The 17985-nt window shown below is 61.8% G+C and carries 16 protein-coding genes; 3 read left to right on the top strand and 13 right to left on the bottom strand.

Annotated features, from left to right (window positions below; all coding sequences use genetic code 11):
* Window positions 1–30: 30 nt before the first annotated feature.
* From J5M71_RS08830 to J5M71_RS08840, 3 genes are all read right to left on the bottom strand, one after another.
* Window positions 31–1689 carry a Na/Pi cotransporter family protein gene (locus tag J5M71_RS08830; protein WP_207831545.1) on the bottom strand — a complete coding sequence of 553 codons (1659 nt, stop codon included), beginning with the start codon at window positions 1687–1689 and terminating at the stop codon, window positions 31–33.
* A 343-nt stretch (window positions 1690–2032) separates the two neighbouring features.
* The gene (locus J5M71_RS08835) at window positions 2033–2803 is read right to left on the bottom strand and encodes a TerC family protein (protein WP_207831548.1); all 771 of its coding nucleotides are present in this window, start codon (window positions 2801–2803) and stop codon (window positions 2033–2035) included.
* A gap of 72 nt (window positions 2804–2875) precedes the next feature.
* The gene (locus tag J5M71_RS08840) at window positions 2876–4183 is read right to left on the bottom strand and encodes a CitMHS family transporter (protein ID WP_207831550.1); all 1308 of its coding nucleotides are present in this window, start codon (window positions 4181–4183) and stop codon (window positions 2876–2878) included.
* A 268-nt stretch (window positions 4184–4451) separates the two neighbouring features.
* On the opposite strand from J5M71_RS08840, the gene J5M71_RS08845 reads away from it, so the two are divergent.
* Entirely contained in the window at window positions 4452–4853 is a 402-nt protein-coding gene (locus J5M71_RS08845; RefSeq protein WP_207831552.1) for a GFA family protein, read from the top strand.
* A gap of 126 nt (window positions 4854–4979) precedes the next feature.
* Here the strand turns inward: J5M71_RS08845 and J5M71_RS08850 are convergent, their stop codons facing one another.
* The 10 genes from J5M71_RS08850 to J5M71_RS08895 all read right to left on the bottom strand — a co-directional run bounded on the left by J5M71_RS08850 (window position 4980) and on the right by J5M71_RS08895 (window position 14785).
* Window positions 4980–6935 carry a DUF4105 domain-containing protein gene (locus J5M71_RS08850; RefSeq protein ID WP_207831554.1) on the bottom strand — a complete coding sequence of 652 codons (1956 nt, stop codon included), beginning with the start codon at window positions 6933–6935 and terminating at the stop codon, window positions 4980–4982.
* Window positions 6932–7252 carry a DUF2388 domain-containing protein gene (locus tag J5M71_RS08855; protein ID WP_015268501.1) on the bottom strand — a complete coding sequence of 107 codons (321 nt, stop codon included), beginning with the start codon at window positions 7250–7252 and terminating at the stop codon, window positions 6932–6934. Before J5M71_RS08855 ends, J5M71_RS08850 begins: the two co-directional genes overlap by 4 nt.
* Before the next feature lie 36 nt (window positions 7253–7288).
* Window positions 7289–7582, bottom strand: coding sequence for a DUF2388 domain-containing protein (locus J5M71_RS08860; protein WP_207831556.1), 294 nt, complete (start codon window positions 7580–7582; stop codon window positions 7289–7291).
* Between the two features lie 88 nt (window positions 7583–7670).
* Window positions 7671–7988, bottom strand: coding sequence for a DUF2388 domain-containing protein (locus J5M71_RS08865; protein ID WP_025337247.1), 318 nt, complete (start codon window positions 7986–7988; stop codon window positions 7671–7673).
* A gap of 305 nt (window positions 7989–8293) precedes the next feature.
* Complete coding sequence (locus J5M71_RS08870; RefSeq protein WP_003256968.1) at window positions 8294–8509, bottom strand: DUF1127 domain-containing protein; 216 nt, start codon at window positions 8507–8509, stop codon at window positions 8294–8296.
* A gap of 373 nt (window positions 8510–8882) precedes the next feature.
* Window positions 8883–10376, bottom strand: coding sequence for an acetyl-CoA hydrolase/transferase family protein (locus J5M71_RS08875; RefSeq protein ID WP_024087961.1), 1494 nt, complete (start codon window positions 10374–10376; stop codon window positions 8883–8885).
* 186 nt (window positions 10377–10562) lie between these two features.
* On the bottom strand, window positions 10563–11999 hold the full coding sequence (locus tag J5M71_RS08880; RefSeq protein WP_063912395.1) for an NAD(P)(+) transhydrogenase (Re/Si-specific) subunit beta: 1437 nt from the start codon (window positions 11997–11999) through the stop codon (window positions 10563–10565).
* A gap of 2 nt (window positions 12000–12001) precedes the next feature.
* The gene (locus J5M71_RS08885; RefSeq protein WP_003256966.1) at window positions 12002–12316 is read right to left on the bottom strand and encodes an NAD(P) transhydrogenase subunit alpha; all 315 of its coding nucleotides are present in this window, start codon (window positions 12314–12316) and stop codon (window positions 12002–12004) included.
* 11 nt (window positions 12317–12327) lie between these two features.
* Window positions 12328–13449, bottom strand: a complete 1122-nt coding sequence (locus J5M71_RS08890) for a Re/Si-specific NAD(P)(+) transhydrogenase subunit alpha (RefSeq protein WP_015268506.1) — start codon at window positions 13447–13449, stop codon at window positions 12328–12330.
* A 436-nt stretch (window positions 13450–13885) separates the two neighbouring features.
* Window positions 13886–14785, bottom strand: a complete 900-nt coding sequence (locus tag J5M71_RS08895; RefSeq protein WP_207831558.1) for a LysR family transcriptional regulator — start codon at window positions 14783–14785, stop codon at window positions 13886–13888.
* A 162-nt stretch (window positions 14786–14947) separates the two neighbouring features.
* Between J5M71_RS08895 and J5M71_RS08900 the strand changes: the two genes are divergently transcribed.
* The gene (locus J5M71_RS08900) at window positions 14948–16129 is read left to right on the top strand and encodes an acyl-CoA dehydrogenase (RefSeq protein ID WP_016712875.1); all 1182 of its coding nucleotides are present in this window, start codon (window positions 14948–14950) and stop codon (window positions 16127–16129) included.
* Between the two features lie 14 nt (window positions 16130–16143).
* Window positions 16144–17364 (top strand): CaiB/BaiF CoA-transferase family protein, encoded by a 1221-nt coding sequence (locus tag J5M71_RS08905; RefSeq protein ID WP_207831560.1) that lies wholly within the window; start codon window positions 16144–16146, stop codon window positions 17362–17364.
* Window positions 17365–17985: the final 621 nt, after the last annotated feature.

Consider the following 17985-nt stretch of genomic DNA (forward strand, 5'->3'; position numbering starts at 1 on the left):
GGGCGAGCTCGGGTCCTCAGGTAGGCGAAATCACGGCAGACGGGCTTCGTCCGGCACGCTGTCGAGCATCAGCCCGCCCGTGTCCGAGCCGCCCAGTACCACATAGGCACTGCTACAGAACAAAGAGTTCAACCGCTTCATGTCGGCGATCAGCTCCAAGTGTAGCGAACTGGTCTCGATACTTTGCACTACCTTGCGCTGCAGGCGGCTGACATGGGCGTGGGCAAGGCGCCGTTCCTGGGCGCGAAAACGGCGTTTTTCCCGCAGCAGCAAGCGGGCGCTTTCCGGGTCGGCACTGAGGAACACCGACAAGCCCAGGCGCAGGTTGGCCAGCAACTGTTCCTGCAGGCCGGTCAGCTCCTCCAGCCCCACCTGGGAGAATTCCCGGCGTTGGCTGGTTTTCTGCTGCTGGACCTTGCGTAGCATGCGCTCGATCAGGTCGCAGGCCAGCTTGAGGTTGATTGCCAGCTCGATGATTTCTGCCCAGCGGCGGTTGTCCTGTTCGCTGAGGTCTTCACGCGACATCTGCGCCAGGTACAGCTTGATCGCGCTGTACAAGGCTTCGGCGTCCTCGCCCAAAGCGCGGACCTGCTGCGGCAAGGCAGTCTGGGTACCACGCAGGGCTCCGAGCATGGCTTCAAGCAGGCTGTCGACGATATCGCCCAGGCGCAGGGTTTCGCGGGATGCGTTGGCCAAGGCCAGGCTGGGTGTTTCCAGCGCCGAGGTGTCGAGGTGGCGCGGGCGTATCTGGCCGTTGCCGTTTTCCCGTTCGGGCAGCAGGGCGTTGCACAGCCGGCCCATGGGTTTGACCGTGGGCAGCATGATCAGGCAACGCAGCGTGTTGTAGAGCAGGTGGAAGCCGATGACCAGCTCCTGCGGGCTGAAGCTCAGTGAGTCCATCCAGCCCACCAATGGGTGCAGTACGGGGATGATCAGCAGCAGGCCGATCAGCTTGTACAGCAGGCTGCCCAGGGCCACCCGGCGCCCGGCGGCGTTTTGCATGCTGGTGCTGATGAAGGCCAGCAGCCCGCTGCCGATGTTGGCGCCGACCACCAGGCCGATGGCCACCGGCAGGCTGATCACCTCGGCACCGGCCAGCGTCGCGGTGAGCAGCACAGCGGCCAGGCTGGAATAGGAAATCATGGCGAACAATGCGCCGACCAGTGCGTCGAGCATGATGTCGCCGGTCAGCGAGGCGAACAGCACTTTCACGCCCTGGGCGTGGGTAATCGGCGTAGCTGCCTGCACGATCAGCTCCAATGCCAGGATGATCAGGCCAAGCCCGATGCCTACCCTGCCCAGCTGGCCAGCCCGCGTCTGCTTGCGCGAGAGGAAGAAGATCACACCCAGGAAGATCAGCAGTGGCGACAGCCAGGAAAGGTCCAGGGTCAGCACCCGTGCCATCAGCGCGGTACCCACGTCGGCGCCGAGCATGATCGCCAGGGCCGGGGTCATGGCCATCAGGCCCTGGCCGACGAACGAGGTGACCAGCATGGCAGTGGCGTTGCTGCTTTGCACCATGGCCGTGACCAGAATGCCGGCGACGAACGCCAGCGGGCGCTTGTTCATGTTCTGGCCGATGATGCGCCGCAGGCTCGAGCCGAATACCCGCAGGATGCCGGTACGTACAATGTGGGTGCCCCAGACCAGAAGCGTAACGGCCGAGAGCAGGTTGAGCAGGGTCAGCATGGCGACGGCCCCCTGTTGCATTGGCCCAGCGGGCCAAGAGAAGAAGCGTGAGCGTTTGAAGAATTTTCAGTGCTCACTCAAAGCTTTAGTTGTTTTGCGTAGCTGTCGCCAGCTTCGCATGGCTGTCTGTGATTTGAAACACATGGGAAATGAATGATTGTCTGTGCCGGCCTCTTCGCGGGCACGCCCGCTCCCACAGATACCACACCACCCTCAGGGCCTGTGATATCCCTGTGGGAGCGGGCGTGCCCGCGAAGAGGCCAGTACAGCAAACGGCAGAATTCAGTGATCCGGGCATGAAAAAGGGCCCCGAAGGGCCCTTTGTGTCCTGCACTTCCTGATCTTATTGACCCGGAATGTCCTTGCGCAGTTTCACTGGCTCATGCTCTTTGCCGTTCTTGCGGGCCAGGGCGGTGCGCATGCGGATGTTGATGGCTTCCACCGCCAGCGAGAACGCCATGGCGAAGTAGACGTAGCCCTTCGGCACATGCACGTCGAAAGCTTCGGCGATCAGCACGGTACCGACCACGATCAGGAACGACAGTGCGAGCATCTTCAGCGACGGGTGCTTGTCGATGAACTCGCTGATGGTGCCGGCGCACAGCATCATCACCAACACGGCGACGATGATTGCGGCGATCATTACCGGTACATGGGACACCATGCCGACCGCCGTGATCACCGAGTCCAGCGAGAACACGATGTCGATGATGGCGATCTGGATGATGGTATAGAAAAACTTGCCACCCGCGCCTTTCGGCTCTTCCGGGTTCTCGTCCTCGCCTTCCAGGCCGTGGTAGATCTCTTGCGAGCTTTTCCACAGCAGGAACAGGCCACCAAAGAACAGGATCAGGTCACGCCCGGAAATGCCCTGGCCAAACACCACGAACAGGTCGGCGGTAAGGCGCATGACCCAGGTGATCGACAGCAACAGCATGATACGGGTGACCATGGCCAGGGCCAGGCCAAAGATCCGGGTGCGTGGCTGCATGTGCTTGGGCATGCGGCTGACCAGAATCGAGATCATGATGATGTTGTCGATACCGAGGACGATCTCAAGCGCAGTAAGGGTAAAAAAGGCAACCCAGATTTCCGGGCTGGTCAGCCATTCCATGTGTTTTCCTTCGAACGGTAAAGGCGACGCGTCCGGATCAGGGGCGCGTCGCGTTGGGGTAATACGCGTTTATTAAAGACTACTGAACAGCGGGAAAATGCCCATCAGCAGCGCGGCGAGCATTATGCACAGGCACACCAGCACTGCCCACTTCAAGGTGAAGCGCTGATGATCGCCAAACTCGATGCCGGCCAGGGCCACCAGCAGGTAGGTGGAGGGTACCAAGGGGCTGAGCAGGTGTACCGGCTGCCCGACGATCGACGCACGGGCCATTTCCACCGGGCTGATGCCGTAATGGCTGGCGGCTTCGGCCAGCACCGGCAGCACGCCATAATAGAACGCGTCGTTGGACATGAAGAACGTGAACGGCATGCTCACGATCGCTGTGATCACTGCCAGGTAAGGGCCCAGCGCCTCGGGGATGACCGCCAGCAGGCTCTTGGACATGGCGTCGACCATGCCGGTGCCCGACAGGATCCCGGTGAAGATGCCGGCGGCGAAGATCAGCCCGGTGACCGCAAGCACGCTGCCAGCATGGGCCGCGATGCGGTCTTTCTGCTGCTGCAGGCACGGGTAGTTGACGATCATGGCGATGCTGAAGGCGATCATGAACAGCACCGGCAGCGGCAGCACACCGGCAATCAGCGCGACCATCAGGGCAGCGGTCAGGGCGCCGTTGAAGTACAGCAGTTTAGGCCGGCGCGCGTCCGGGTACTGCGAAACGGTGATTTCGCTGTGATCGATGTCGTCGGTGGGCAGGTGCAACTCGCCCAGGCGGGCACGTTCGCGCCTGCCGTACAGGTAGGCGATGGCAAGGATTGCCAGCACGCCGAACAGCATGGCCGGGATCATCGGCACGAAGATGTCTGACGGGTCCACGTGCAGGGCGCTGGCGGCACGGGCGGTCGGGCCGCCCCAGGGGGTCATGTTCATCACCCCGCCAGCGAGGATGATCAGGCCGGCCATGATCCGTGGGCTCATGCCCAGGCGGCTGTACATCGGCAACATGGCGGCGCAGCAGATCATGTAGGTGGTGGCGCCGTCACCGTCGAGCGAGACCACCAGGGCCAGTACTGCGGTGCCGACGGAGACTTTCAGCGGATCGCCCTTGACCAGCTTGAGAATCTTGCGCACGGCCGGGTCGAACAGGCCGGAGTCGATCATCAGGGCGAAGTAGAGAATGGCGAACATGAGCATCACGCCGGTAGGCGCGAGCTTGCTGATGCCCTCGAGCATCATCGGGCCGATCTTGGCGGAAAAACCGCCGAACAGGGCAAACAGGATCGGTACCAGGATCAGCGCGATCAAGGCCGACAGGCGCTTGGTCATGATCAGGTACATGAAGGTGATGACCATGGCAAAGCCGAGGAAGGTCAGCATGGCAGTACTCCAGGCGTGGCGCGGCGAAAGGAAAGTCGATTCGGGCGAATCAGCGCGTATGGCGCTGTGCGGGGAGCATGCGGAGGGTGGCTACGGAAAGTCGGGCACAGGAAAACATCAGAATCACCATTGTTGTTGTTGATTGGGCCGGGCGCGGTGGTTACCGGGTGCCCTGGCTGACCGGTCTTGTGCCGGTAGTGGGGGGCTATCCTATGAGGGCAAGCTTTCAGCCAGCTTTCGCCGAAGCAAAGGCGACGAGAGGTAGGTGATGCAGGAGGTGACCGAGGGTGGCTGCCATTGTGGCGCCTTGCGTTATCGGTTGGAGGGCGACCTGACGGACATTGCCCACTGCCATTGTTCGATCTGCCGGCGGGTCAGCGGCGGGCTGGTGGTGACCTGGCTCACCCTGCCCCGCTCGGGGTTCCGGTGGTTGGCGGGCGAGCCGAACTGCTATGTCGCGCCGGCCAGTTGCAGCCGGTACTTCTGTGGGCATTGCGGGGCGCATGTGGCGCTGGTGACCACGCATAGCCCGGACACGGTGGATGTGACGGTGGCGACCCTGGACCACCCGGAGCGGGTCAGGGCCAACCGGCATATCTGGGTGGGTAGCCGGTTGCCTTGGTTGCATCTGGATGAGGATTTGCCTTCGGAGGCGCAGGAGAACCTGTAGGCCTTGTGCTGTCTGTGCCGGCCCTTTCGCGGGTAAACCCGCTCCCACAGGTGCGGCGCAGATCTCAGGTGCTGTACAGATCCTGTGGGAGCGGGCATGCCCGCGAAGAGGCCGGCACAATGGTCGTTACAATTGCAGGCCACCGGCGGCCTTGTGCAGTGCCCGCAGATGTTCGCCCACCTGCTTCACATTGGCTTCCACCGCCGCAATTTCCCTGGCCCGCGACGGCTCCAGCAGCGCCCTCACCTCTTTGTCCAGGCTCGTGCTCAAGCGCAGCAACTGCGCCTGCCGCTCGCTGCTGACCTGTTCCAGGTGCTTGCGCTCCTGCGGCTGTGGCAGCCCGTAGCCTTTGCTATCGAGCAACTCTGCCGGGCGGCTGAGGAAGCCACTGTTGGCCAGCATCTGCCGGAGGGTCGCATCGGCCTTGCTGACGCTGCCATCGTTCCGCGCGGCGGCATTCAGGTAGCGCTGCTTGACCTCTTCCTGGGCCAGCAGCAGTTGCCGGCGCAAGCTGGCCTGTTCAAGCAGCAGCAAGGCGGCGCTGGTGCGCAGGTCGGCCTGGGCGAACCAGCCCCGACGTTGCTCGGCGTCCAGAGCCAGCCAGTCTTCGACCTTGGCCTGCTTGATTGGCAACTGTTTCTTCAACACCTCGAACATGGCCTGGTAACGGTCGCGGTAGGAGTCGAAGCGATAACCCAGGCGCAGCGCCTCGCGGGGGTCATCGAGCACGCTGGTGTCGGCCAGCCCCCTGCCCTTGAGCACGGCCAGCAAGCCATTGGGCATGATGCTGTCGAGGTCGTTCAGGCGTGGGTTGGCGGTGCCGCTGCGCAGCAGCTTCAACGACTCCACTGCGCAGTTGTTGGACAGGAACCAGTAGTTGCCGTCGTAGCTCCAGTGCATTTCGGCGGCCTGGCGCACCAGGTTTTCGATCTCCTCGCGGCTGAGCCGCAAGGGTACCGAGGCCAGGCTGCGCAGCTCGGTCTTGGTGTATTCGTCGATCACCTGGCCCAGCGGTAGCACGAACAGTCGCGAGGGGTAGGCGCCGACCAGCCCGTCCCAGCTGGAAAGCTGCACATCGTTGACAAAGGCGCGGTACGACAGCACCAGGCTCTGGTCGAGGTCCAGGCGGCAGTCCGGCCCGCGTGGGCGGCCTGGCTTGCAGATCACCAGGCGCAGCATGCTGTGGCCCCAGCGGCTGACCAGGTTCTGGTTGGCTTCGGCCAGCAGGTAATCCACCTCATAGACCCGCTCGGGGTCGATTTCGCCCAGCGGCTGGCGGGCGAAGTCGCTGCCGGCATTGATGAACGGCAGGCCCTTGGCGCAGCTGTCCTGTTGCGGTGCCCAGCCGAAGTGCTCACGCAGGTACTGGTTCAGCGCCGGGCGGCGGCAACCGTAGCTCGGGTCGAGGAGGAAATACTCCATGTTGACCGCGATGTACTCCTTGGGGCTGCTCAGTTCATAGCTGTCGGGGCTGCGCACGAACTGGCCGTTGTGCTGCTCGCGCTCGCCGCGTCGGCCCACGTACTGCTGCCACCCGGCCAGGTCGAGCAGGCGCGGGTCGTCGCTGAGGGTGAAGCGGCGTTCTGCCTGGCCACGGCATGCCTCGGGCAGGCCGACCTTGCCCAACGTGCCTTGCTGGCGCTTGCAGCGGGTGATCAGCGCGCTGTCGGCGTTGGGCCACAGCCGGGCGCGGTCGTAGATATGAGTGAGCTCGTGTAGCACGGTGGCCAGCAGTTCTTCACGCACCGTGCCATGCGGGCGGTTGGTGCGCTCGGTGGCGGCACTGCCATCGGTGAGGCTGGGCAGCAGGCGGCGATTGAGTTCGAGGGTGGACACCAACGATGCCTGGCCATAGGCGTCGGCCGGCATGTTGTCGCTCCAGCTGACCTGCACGCGGCGGTTCAGCTGTTGCTTGAAGCGAGGGGGCAGCTTGCCCAGGGCCTCGTCGAGCAGGGCCTGGGTGGCTTGGGCCTGCTGCGAATCAAGGCCGGACGCCTGCAGCGCGAGCTGCAGGTCGGCCAGGGCGGGCGTGCCGAGCAGCGTCAGGGCGCAGCCGAGCAGCCAGGCGCGCACGCGGTTCACAGCGCGAGGATGGCTTCGGCCAGTACCTGGTCGCTGGCGTCGCGCGCTTGCGGCACGCGCTCGCGCAGGGTGTTGAAGGCGGCCTCGAGCTGGGCGCCGCGAATTTCACCGTTGCTGGCGACAAAGCTGGCGGCGTCGTCATGGGCTTCGCGCACCACTTTGGAGTCGCGGATCGAAGTGGTGGTGTCAGAGGTGAAATCGATCGAACGGCCAAAGGCCCGCACGATGATATTGCTGGTGGCCACCAGGGTCTGTGCCTGGGCCAGGTCGGCCAGCAGCAGCATGCCGAGGGTAGCGGCAATCAGCGGTTTACGCATGGAGCATCTCCGAAAAATACAGGGAGTCAGATGTAGTTATTGGACGAGAATTGCCTGCGCCAGTTCCAGATCGCCGACGCGTTGCCGTGTGCAATTGTGGCGTAATGATTCCAGCGCTGCTTCAAGCCACGCACCGCGGATCTGGCCGTCGCTGGCGACGAAGGCAGCGGCATCGTCGTGGGCCTGGCGGACCAGTTTGCGGTCGAACGGTGCGGTGGTGACCTGGCTGGTGACATAGCCGGTGATGACCAGCCCTTGCGTGGTGGTATCCATGGCATGGGCGCTGGCCACGCCAACAACGGAGAACAGCAACGGCAACAGATAACGCATGGGCTCTACGACAGCTGGAAACGTGGGCGGCAAAGGTGAGTACGGCTGTGCTGGTAGTGACCAGCACAGCTGAACGGTTCAGCCGGGGTCAGAGCGCCAGGATGGCCTGGGCCAGTTGTGCGTCGCTGGCCTGCAGGGCAGGCATCTGCGAGCGGATGTGCAGGAAAGCGCTTTCCAGCTTGGCGCCGCGGATGTCGCCCTGGCTGCCAACGAAGCTGGCGGCGTCGTCACGGGCGGCCTGGACGATCTTGTCGTCACGGAACGAGGAGGAAATATCGGAAGTGGCATCGGTGGACGCGGCCACTGCGCCAACGACGGCGTCAGTGGTGACAACGAAGCTGGTGGCGTTTGCGGTGCCGGCCAGGCTCAGCATCAGAGCGGCGCCAATCAGGTATTTGCGGGACATGATCGTGGACTCCTGGACTAGGGTCGGGTGGTTCTGTTTATCGGACGCTCACACAGCTCGTCGCGGTACTTTCAACAGTGCGTTCTACCAGACTGTTACACCAAGCGTATCACGCGCCGGTGTTTCTGGATGTTAATGAACAGCGCGCTCATGAACTGTACCTGTATATTTTTGTTTTTCACAAACTGTATTGGTCAGTTTGCGGAAAGGCTCTGTCATGCGGCCTGCAAACAAAAAACCCGTCGCAGTCACCTGCAACGGGTTTCGGGAATTCGCGGTGCCGGCCGAAGCCGGCAAGCCGGAGCTTAGCGCCAGAAAGGCTTGCTCAGCTCTTCGTAACGCTGCGACTCGCTGATACCGGCGTCGGCCAGCAGGCGGGCGTCCAGGCGAGCCAGTTGACGGCGGCTGGCCATGCGGCGCTGCCACAGCAGCAGGGTGGACAGAGCGCGCAGCGGCAGCGAAGCGTTGGATTGTTGGGCGTTGCTTTCAAAAACCAGACCGGAACTGAGGGTACGTTCCATGATGTTTCATCCTTCCGCTTATGGCGGGATTAGGTAGTGATTTAACTGATGCCAATGATCCTCCTCTGTCGTCCATAACAGTAGATACAGTTCGGTTGAAAGACGATGGTCCAGTTAACTGTGTAACCCTACTGTTGCACCCGAAACTGGCGTAACTGTACTGGTCCGCACTTATTTGGTGCGTTTTGGTTCGAGGAAGGGAATTTCTCAGCCAGTAAGGTGTGAAAACACCAGTACAGTAGTACAGATTATGTTGCAAATTGCGGCGGGGGGTGTTGATGAAAGGGTTTGACTGTTATGGCCCATTCGCGGGCAAGCCCGCGAAGAGCCCGGAACAGCGGAAGCAGGGCCGCCGTTCCGTACCACATCTGGATCAGCTAGCCAGCATGCGCCCGGTTTCTTCCAGGTTCTCGTGCCAGCTCAAGGCTTCGCGCAGGATGTGCGGGGTGTGGCCGCCACGCTGGCAGGCACGATCGAAGTAGTCGTTCAGTGCCGCGCGGTAGTCTGGGTGCACACAGTTGTCGATGATCGCCCGGGCCCGCTCGCGTGGCGCCAGGCCTCGCAGGTCGGCAAGGCCTTGCTCGGTGACCAGGATGTCCACATCGTGCTCGGTGTGGTCGACATGGCTGACCATCGGCACCACGCTGGAAATCGCGCCACCCTTGGCAATCGACTTGGTGACGAACACGGCCAGGTGGGCGTTACGGGCGAAGTCACCCGAGCCACCGATGCCGTTCATCATCTTGGTGCCGCAGACGTGGGTGGAGTTGACGTTGCCGTAGATATCGAACTCCAGCGCAGTGTTGATACCGATGATGCCCAGGCGACGGACGACTTCCGGGTGGTTGGAGATTTCTTGCGGGCGCAGCACCAGCTTGTCTTTGTAACGCTCCAGATTGCCGAACACGTCGGCGTTGCGGCGGGTCGACAAGGTGATCGAGCTGCCCGAAGCGAAGCTCAGTTTGCCGGCGTCGATCAGGTCGAAGGTGGAGTCCTGCAGTACTTCGGAGTACATGGTCAGGTCTTCGAACGGCGACTCGATCAGGCCGCACATCACTGCGTTGGCGATACTGCCGATACCGGCCTGCAGCGGGCCAAGCTTGTTGGTCATGCGGCCAGCTTCGACTTCTTTCTTGAAGAAGTTGATCAGGTGGTCGGCGATGCCCTGGGTTTCGTCATCCGGCGGCAGTACGGTGGACGGTGAGTCCGGCTGGTCGCTGATGACGATGCCGACGATCTTGGCCGGGTCGATCGGGATGGCGGTGCTGCCGATACGGTCGTCGACCTTGACCAGCGGGATTGGCGTGCGGGTCGGGCGGTAGGTCGGGATATAGATGTCGTGCAGGCCTTCGAGGTTGGTGTTGTGCGAGAGGTTGATCTCGACGATCACCTGCTTGGCGAAGATCGCGAAGCTGGCCGAGTTGCCCACCGAGGTGGTTGGTACGATATGGCCTTGTTCGGTGATGGCCACGGCTTCGATGACCGCGATGTCCGGCAGCTTCAGCTGCTGGTTGCGCAGTTGCTCGACGGTTTCCGACAGGTGCTGGTCGATGAACATCACCTGGCCGTCGTTGATGGCCTTGCGCAGGGTGCTGTCGACCTGGAACGGCATGCGGCGAGCCAGCACGCCGGCCTCGGTCAGTTGCTTGTCCAGGTCGTTGCCCAGGCTGGCGCCGGTCATCAGGCTGATTTTCAGTGGCGACTGCTTGGCACGTTCGGCCAGTGCATGTGGTACGGCCTTGGCTTCGCCGGCGCGGGTGAAGCCGCTCATGCCGACGGTCATGCCGTCCTCGATCAGACCAGCGGCATCAGCCGCACTCATTACCTTGCTGTGCAGGGAGGACAAGCGGATACGATCACGGTACATGGATTGTTATCTCGGGCTACTGAAACTACTGCAGCGCAGTCTAGAGACTTCGCCCCTTGCCGTCCCGCGACCATGGTCGTATGAGAAGGCTTGGAATAGAGCCGTTGATCCGGATCAATAAAAGAAAAGCCCCGGCAGATTCTGACCGGGGCTTCCTTTATATCAGCTGGTTTGCAGCGACAGGTGTCACTCCACCGCCTTGACCATGTCTTCGATGACCTTCTTGGCGTCGCCGAACACCATCATGGTCTTGTCGAGGTAGAACAGTTCGTTGTCCAGGCCGGCGTAGCCGCTGGCCATGGAGCGCTTGTTGACGATGATGGTCTTGGCCTTGAACGCTTCGAGGATCGGCATGCCGGCGATTGGCGACTTGGGATCGTTCTTCGCCGCCGGGTTGACCACGTCATTGGCGCCCAGCACCAGCACCACATCGGCCTGGCCGAACTCGGCGTTGATGTCTTCCATCTCGAACACCTGGTCGTACGGCACTTCGGCCTCGGCCAGCAGCACGTTCATGTGCCCGGGCATACGGCCCGCCACCGGGTGAATCGCGTACTTCACGGTTACGCCGTTGTGGGTCAGCTTCTCGGTCAGTTCCTTCAGTGCGTGCTGGGCGCGCGCCACCGCCAGGCCGTAGCCCGGGACGATGATCACGCTGTCGGCGTTGCTGAGCAGGAAGGTAGCATCGTCGGCCGAACCGGACTTCACCGGGCGCTGCTCTTTCGAGCCTTGTGCCGCGCCGGCATCGGTATCACCACCGAAGCCACCGAGGATGACGTTGAAGAACGAACGGTTCATCGCCTTGCACATGATGTACGAGAGGATCGCACCGGACGAGCCGACCAGGGAGCCTGCGATGATCAGCATCGAGTTGTTCAGCGAGAAGCCGATACCGGCCGCGGCCCAGCCCGAATAGCTGTTGAGCATCGACACCACCACCGGCATGTCGGCGCCCCCGATCGGAATAATGATCAGCACGCCCATGATGAAGGCCAGGACCAGCATCAGGGTGAAGGCACTGTAGTGGCCAGTGAAGGTGAACAGCAGGCCCAGCGCGATGGTGGTCAGGCCGAGGATCAGGTTCAGCTTGTGCTGGCCGGCGAACTGTACCGGTGCGCCCTGGAACAGGCGGAACTTGTACTTGCCCGACAGTTTGCCGAAGGCGATCACCGAACCGGAGAAGGTAATGGCACCGATGGCCGCGCCGAGGAACAGCTCCAGGCGGTTGCCGGTGGGGATCGGGTCGCTCATGGCGGCAACGATGCCCATCGATTGCGGTTCCAGCACCGCGGCGATGGCGATGAACACCGCAGCCAGGCCGATCATGCTGTGCATGAAGGCGACCAGTTCCGGCATCTTGGTCATCTCTACGCGCTTGGCCATGATCGAACCGGCGGTACCGCCGACCAGCAAGCCAACGATGACGTAGCCGATACCGGCAGTCGCAAGCTCAGCCCCGAGCTTATAAATGAGGCCGACAGTGGTGACGATGGCGATGCCCATGCCGATCATGCCGAACAGGTTGCCGCGCCGCGAGGTAGTCGGGTGCGACAGGCCCTTGAGCGCCTGGATGAAGCACACCGAGGCGACGAGGTAGAGGAGCGTTACCAGATTCATGCTCATGCTTACTTCTGCGCCTCGTTCTTGGTTTTCTTCTTGAACATCTCAAGCATGCGACGGGTGACCAGGAAGCCACCGAACACGTTGACCGCGGCCAGGGCCACTGCCAGGGTGCCCATCAGCTTGCCGGCCGGGGTCACGGTCAGGGCTGCGGCCAGCATGGCGCCGACGATGACGATCGCCGAAATGGCGTTGGTCACGGCCATCAGCGGCGTGTGCAGCGCCGGGGTGACGTTCCACACCACGTGGTAGCCCACATAGATGGCCAGCACGAAGATGATCAGGTTGTAGATGCCGTGGGAAATCAGCATGTCTTCCATTGTCGTGCTCCTTAGCCGTTCTTGCGGACGACCTGGCCATCACGGCACATCAGGCAGGCCGCGACGATGTCGTCTTCGAGGTTGATGACCAGCGCGCCGTCCTTGTCGAACAGCAGCTTCATGAAGTCCAGCAGGTTGCGGGCATACAGCGCCGAGGCATCGGCGCCCACCTGGGCCGGCAGGTTGGTCGGGCCGACGATGATCACGCCGTTCTCCTGTACCACCTGGTCGGCGACGGTCAGCGGGCAGTTGCCACCCTGGGCCGCTGCGAGGTCGATGACCACCGAGCCGGGCTTCATCTGCGCGACGGTTTCGGCGCTGAGCAGGGTCGGTGCCTTGCGCCCCGGGATCAGCGCAGTGGTGATGACGATATCCGCCTGCTTGGCGCGCTCGTGCACGGCCTGGGCCTGGCGTTGCATCCAGCTGGCCGGCATTGGCCGAGCGTAACCGCCAACACCTTCGGCGCACTCGCGCTCCTCATCGGTTTCGTAGGGCACGTCGATGAACTTGGCACCCAGCGACTCGATCTGCTCCTTCACGGCCGGGCGTACGTCGGACGCCTCGATCACCGCACCCAGGCGCTTGGCCGTGGCAATGGCCTGCAGGCCGGCAACGCCCGCGCCCAGGATCAGCACGCGCGCGGCCTTTACGGTGCCGGCGGCGGTCATCAGCATGGGCATGAAGCGTGGGTAGTGATGGGCAGCCAGCAACACCGCCTTGTAACCGGCGATGTTGGCTTGCGATGACAGCACGTCCAGGCTCTGCGCCCGCGAGGTGCGTGGCGCGGCTTCCAGGGCGAACGCGGTAATGCCGCGCTCGGCCATCTTGCCAATCAGTTCGCTGTTGAAGGGGTTGAGCATGCCCACCAGGAGGCTGCCACTGTTGATCAGGGCCAGTTCCTGGTCGTTGGGGGCGACCACTTTGAGCACCAATTGGGCGCCGTAGGCATCGGCTGCACTCCCCAGGGAAGCGCCCACGGCCTCATAGGCACTGTCCGGAATGCTGGCGTTGAGCCCTGCCCCCCGTTGGACGGTGACCTGATGGCCCTGGCCAATCAGTTTCTTGATGGTTTCCGGGGTCGCAGCGACCCTTGTCTCACCGGTCTGCGTCTCGAGAGGAACACCAATGTGCACGACTATTTCTCCTGCGGTGACCTTTTGTCTTTGTAAAAGCCAGCGCACTTCGGATGGTGCGCTGGGGCGGCTGTGGAGCGCCGACCCGCCGAATTCCGGGCGGGCGAAGCATTTTGCAGACGAAGCCGGGGGCCTTCAACCGATTCTGGAGCGAAACGAAGTCAAAACTACAAGTCACCCTGTGACCGTATGTCGCAACGGTCAGGCTGCAGCGCGTCAAACATAGGCTATTGGCAGAGTAGGAGAAAAAATCAAAAATTTTGCGGTCAATTCGCTTACGGCTTGGTGAATGTCGCAAAATAACCCGCAAAGCCGCGCCGTAAGCAGGATTAAAGAGGATTTTTGCACCTGCATAACAGTTTATGTAGATGCGACAAATACATATATCTGTAGGTGTTTAAAATAATTGACTACGGGGTCAATTTATCGCGCTTCCCTAAGTCTTCGCCGTGTACGCCTGAGCCTGGCTCAGTAGCCAGTCGCGGAAGGCGCGCAGCGAAGCCGACTCCACCTTGCGCTCCGGAATCATCAGATAGTAGGCCTTGTCACTACTGAGGGCATGCCTGTTAGCGACCACCAGCCTACCCTCCTCCAACTCGCGCTGGATCAGGAACGGCGGAATCAGCGCGATGCCCATCTCATGCATGGCCGCCTGGGCGAGCATCGAGAATAGTTCATAGCGCGGGCCTGTCATGTCGCGCTCCACATTCATGCCGACGCTGCCGAACCACTGCCGCCAGGCATAGGGGCGCGTGCTCTGCTGCAGCAGTGGCAATTGTGCAATGCGCTGCGCGTCGAGCGCACCCTGCCCGCCCAGCAGCGCCGGGCTGCACACCGGTACCGGGTTTTCCCCCATCAGCCGGTGCGACTGGGTGCCGGACCAGTCGGCATCGCCGAAGTAGATGGCAGCATCGAAGGTGGTGTCGGCAAACAGGAAGGGCCGGGTGCGGTTGGTGAGATTGACCGTGACCTCCGGGTGGCGCTGCTGGAAGTCCTTGAGCCGCGGTAGCAGCCACTGGGTGCCGAAGGTGGGTACCACGGCCAATTCGATCACGTTGGCGCCCTGCTGGCGCATTACCGACAACGTGTCGCGCTCTACTGCGTCCAGTTGGGCGGCCACCTGACGGCTGTAGGAAAGGCCGGCTTCGGTCAGCTTCACGCCGCGGCGCGAGCGGCGGAACAGTTCCACATTGAGGAAGGCTTCCAGGCTACCTATCTGACGACAGACGGCACCTTGGGTCAGGGCGAGTTCCTGGGCGGCCTTGGTAAAGCTCTCGTTGCGCGCCGCCGCCTCGAAGCAAACCAGAGCGGCGGTACTGGGGATCTTGCGGCGCATGTACGTCAACCTCACTCGTAAGGCTGTCAATATGGCGTTTTGCCGATTTACGAAGTGACAAATTATCACTAATTGGTGCGCAATCCTCGTTTGTCCCGGCGGCCGATCAGGCCTAGGCTCAAAGGCACAAGAACACTGCCCCCTATTTCGAGGATTTCGCTCATGGCCGGTAAAGCAAGCTTCAACTGGATCGACCCGCTGCTGCTCGATCAGCAGCTCACTGAAGAAGAGCGCATGGTGCGTGACAGCGCTTATCAGTTCGCCCAGGACAAGCTGGCCCCGCGTGTGCTCGAGGCCTTCCGTCATGAGCAGACCGACCCGGCGATCTTCCGTGAAATGGGTGAGGTCGGGTTGCTGGGCGCTACCATTCCCGAGCAATACGGTGGCAGTGGCCTGAATTACGTGTGCTATGGCCTGATTGCTCGCGAGGTAGAGCGCATCGACTCGGGTTACCGCTCGATGATGAGCGTGCAGTCGTCGCTGGTGATGGTGCCAATCAACGAGTTCGGTACCGAGGCACAAAAGCAGAAGTACCTGCCCAAGCTGGCCAGCGGCGAGTGGATCGGTTGCTTTGGCCTGACCGAGCCCAACCACGGCTCCGACCCGGGTTCGATGATCACCCGTGCCCGGAAGGTCGATGGCGGCTACCGCCTGACCGGTAGCAAGATGTGGATCACCAACAGCCCGATCGCCGATGTATTCGTGGTCTGGGCCAAGGATGATGCGGGTGATATCCGCGGCTTTGTCCTGGAAAAGGGTTGGGAAGGCCTCAGTGCTCCGGCGATCCACGGCAAGGTCGGCCTGCGCGCCTCGATCACTGGCGAAATCGTCATGGACAACGTGTTCGTGCCAGAAGAAAACATCTTCCCGGATGTGCGCGGCCTCAAAGGCCCGTTTACCTGCCTGAACTCTGCCCGCTATGGCATCTCCTGGGGTGCACTGGGTGCCGCCGAAGCCTGCTGGCACACCGCGCGTCAGTACACCCTGGACCGTCAGCAGTTCGGCCGTCCGTTGGCTGCAAACCAGTTGATCCAGAAGAAGCTGGCCGACATGCAGACCGAAATCACCCTGGCGCTGCAGGGCTGCCTGCGTCTGGGGCGGATGAAGGACGAAGGCACGGCTGCAGTGGAGATCACTTCGATCATGAAGCGCAACTCCTGCGGCAAGGCGCTGGATATTGCCCGCATGGCGCGTGACATGCTGGGTGGCAATGGCATTTCCGATGAGTTCGGTGTGGCCCGTCACCTGGTCAACCTGGAGGTGGTCAACACCTATGAAGGTACCCACGATGTGCATGCACTGATCCTGGGGCGTGCGCAGACCGGTATCCAGGCCTTCTATTGATAAGGAGCCAGTCCATGGGCGCGCTATCACATCTGCGGGTGCTGGACCTTTCTCGCGTGCTGGCCGGCCCCTGGTCTGGCCAGATTCTCGCTGACCTTGGTGCCGATGTGATCAAGGTCGAGCGCCCTGGCAGTGGTGACGATACCCGCTCGTGGGGGCCGCCCTTCCTCAAGGATGCCGAGGGTGAGAACACCGGTGAGGCGGCCTATTATCTGTCGGCCAACCGCAACAAGCGCTCGGTGACCATCGACTTCACCCAGGCCGAGGGGCAGCGCCTGGTGCGTGAACTGGCGGCGAAGTCCGATATCGTCATCGAGAACTTCAAGGTGGGTGGGTTGGCTGCCTATGGCCTGGACTACCAGAGCCTGAAGGCGATCAACCCGCGGCTTATCTATTGTTCCATCACTGGGTTTGGCCAGACCGGGCCTTATGCCAAGCGCGCGGGTTATGACTTCATGATCCAGGGGCTGGGCGGGCTGATGAGCCTGACTGGCCGTCCGGAGGGTGAAGAAGGTGCGGGGCCGGTCAAGGTGGGGGTGGCGCTGACCGATATCCTGACCGGGCTGTATTCCACGGTGGCGATCCTCGCTGCCCTCGCCCATCGGGAGCAGACCGGGGTGGGCCAGCATGTCGACATGGCGTTGCTCGATGTGCAGGTGGCCTGCCTGGCGAACCAGGCCATGAACTACCTGACCACGGGCAACCCGCCTCGTCGCCTGGGGAATGCGCATCCCAATATCGTGCCTTATCAGGATTTTCCGACGGCGGATGGCGACTTCATCCTTACCGTGGGAAACGACAGCCAGTTCCGCAAGTTCGCCGAGGTGGCCGGGCAGCCGCAATGGGCGGACGATCCACGTTTCGTTACCAACAAGCTGCGGGTGGCCAACCGGGCCGAGCTGATTCCGCTGATCCGCCAGGCCACGGTGTTCAAGACCACGGCGCAGTGGGTGAGCCAGCTGGAGGCTGCAGGGGTGCCGTGCGGGCCAATCAACGACCTGGCGCAGATGTTCCAGGACCCGCAGGTGCTGGCGCGCGGGTTGGCGGTGAGCATTCCGCATCCGTTGGCGGGAAGTGTGCCGCAGGTGGCGAGCCCGATACGGCTGTCGGAGACGCCGGTGGAGTACCGTCGGGCGCCGCCGCTGCTGGGTGAGCATACCGAGGTGGTGCTGGAGGATGTATTGGGGCTGGATGCCAATGAGGTGCAACGGCTGCGCAGTGCTGGCGTGCTTTAAGGGCGTGTGGCCTTGGTGAAAAGCGGGGAGGCCGTCAGGCCTCCCCGCTTTGCTTTTCAGCGATACCAGTGTTTCTTGAAATTAAAGGTTGACGCGGTTTCGAATCCCCTTATAATGCGCCCCACTTCTGACGTAGTCGAAGCGCAAAACTTCTTGAAAATCAATTAGTTAAGCGATTCAGGTAGTATCAGGAGTGCTTCGGTCGCCTGATCGGCAGTGGTTGAGAAGATGGTTGACAGCGTTTCTAAACGCTGTATGATTCGCCTCCCGCTACGAGAGATCGCAGCGAGTCAAGTGTTTGAAGTCAAACGAGTTTCTCGCAAAAAACTTCAAAATAAACGCTTGACAGCAAATGAGGAAAGCGTAGAATGCGCGCCTCGGTTGAGACGAAAGGCTCTTAACCAAACGCTCTTTAACAAATCGAATCAAGCAATTCGTGTGGGTGCTTGTGAGTACGGACTGATAGTCACAAAGATTATCAGCATCACAAGTGACCATGCGAGAAATCACATAGTCATTTGAGATTGCTGAGCCAAGTTTAGGGTTTCTTAAAAACCCAAGCAGTATTGAACTGAAGAGTTTGATCATGGCTCAGATTGAACGCTGGCGGCAGGCCTAACA

The sequence above is a fragment of the Pseudomonas sp. 43(2021) genome, assembly GCF_017490805.1.
Lineage (GTDB): Bacteria > Pseudomonadota > Gammaproteobacteria > Pseudomonadales > Pseudomonadaceae > Aquipseudomonas.

What these genes read in the sequence shown, in the direction of transcription:
- J5M71_RS08830 (WP_207831545.1), bottom strand. Translation starts at nt 1,689, where the DNA reads ATGCTGACCCTGCTCAACCTGCTCTCGGCCGTTACGCTTCTGGTCTGG.
- J5M71_RS08835 (WP_207831548.1), bottom strand. Translation starts at nt 2,803, where the DNA reads ATGGAATGGCTGACCAGCCCGGAAATCTGGGTTGCCTTTTTTACCCTT.
- J5M71_RS08840 (WP_207831550.1), bottom strand. Translation starts at nt 4,183, where the DNA reads ATGCTGACCTTCCTCGGCTTTGCCATGGTCATCACCTTCATGTACCTG.
- J5M71_RS08845 (WP_207831552.1), top strand. Translation starts at nt 4,452, where the DNA reads ATGCAGGAGGTGACCGAGGGTGGCTGCCATTGTGGCGCCTTGCGTTAT.
- J5M71_RS08855 (WP_015268501.1), bottom strand. Translation starts at nt 7,252, where the DNA reads ATGCGTAAACCGCTGATTGCCGCTACCCTCGGCATGCTGCTGCTGGCC.
- J5M71_RS08860 (WP_207831556.1), bottom strand. Translation starts at nt 7,582, where the DNA reads ATGCGTTATCTGTTGCCGTTGCTGTTCTCCGTTGTTGGCGTGGCCAGC.
- J5M71_RS08865 (WP_025337247.1), bottom strand. Translation starts at nt 7,988, where the DNA reads ATGTCCCGCAAATACCTGATTGGCGCCGCTCTGATGCTGAGCCTGGCC.
- J5M71_RS08870 (WP_003256968.1), bottom strand. Translation starts at nt 8,509, where the DNA reads ATGGAACGTACCCTCAGTTCCGGTCTGGTTTTTGAAAGCAACGCCCAA.
- J5M71_RS08875 (WP_024087961.1), bottom strand. Translation starts at nt 10,376, where the DNA reads ATGTACCGTGATCGTATCCGCTTGTCCTCCCTGCACAGCAAGGTAATG.
- J5M71_RS08880 (WP_063912395.1), bottom strand. Translation starts at nt 11,999, where the DNA reads ATGAGCATGAATCTGGTAACGCTCCTCTACCTCGTCGCCTCGGTGTGC.
- J5M71_RS08885 (WP_003256966.1), bottom strand. Translation starts at nt 12,316, where the DNA reads ATGGAAGACATGCTGATTTCCCACGGCATCTACAACCTGATCATCTTC.
- J5M71_RS08895 (WP_207831558.1), bottom strand. Translation starts at nt 14,785, where the DNA reads ATGCGCCGCAAGATCCCCAGTACCGCCGCTCTGGTTTGCTTCGAGGCG.
- J5M71_RS08900 (WP_016712875.1), top strand. Translation starts at nt 14,948, where the DNA reads ATGGCCGGTAAAGCAAGCTTCAACTGGATCGACCCGCTGCTGCTCGAT.
- J5M71_RS08905 (WP_207831560.1), top strand. Translation starts at nt 16,144, where the DNA reads ATGGGCGCGCTATCACATCTGCGGGTGCTGGACCTTTCTCGCGTGCTG.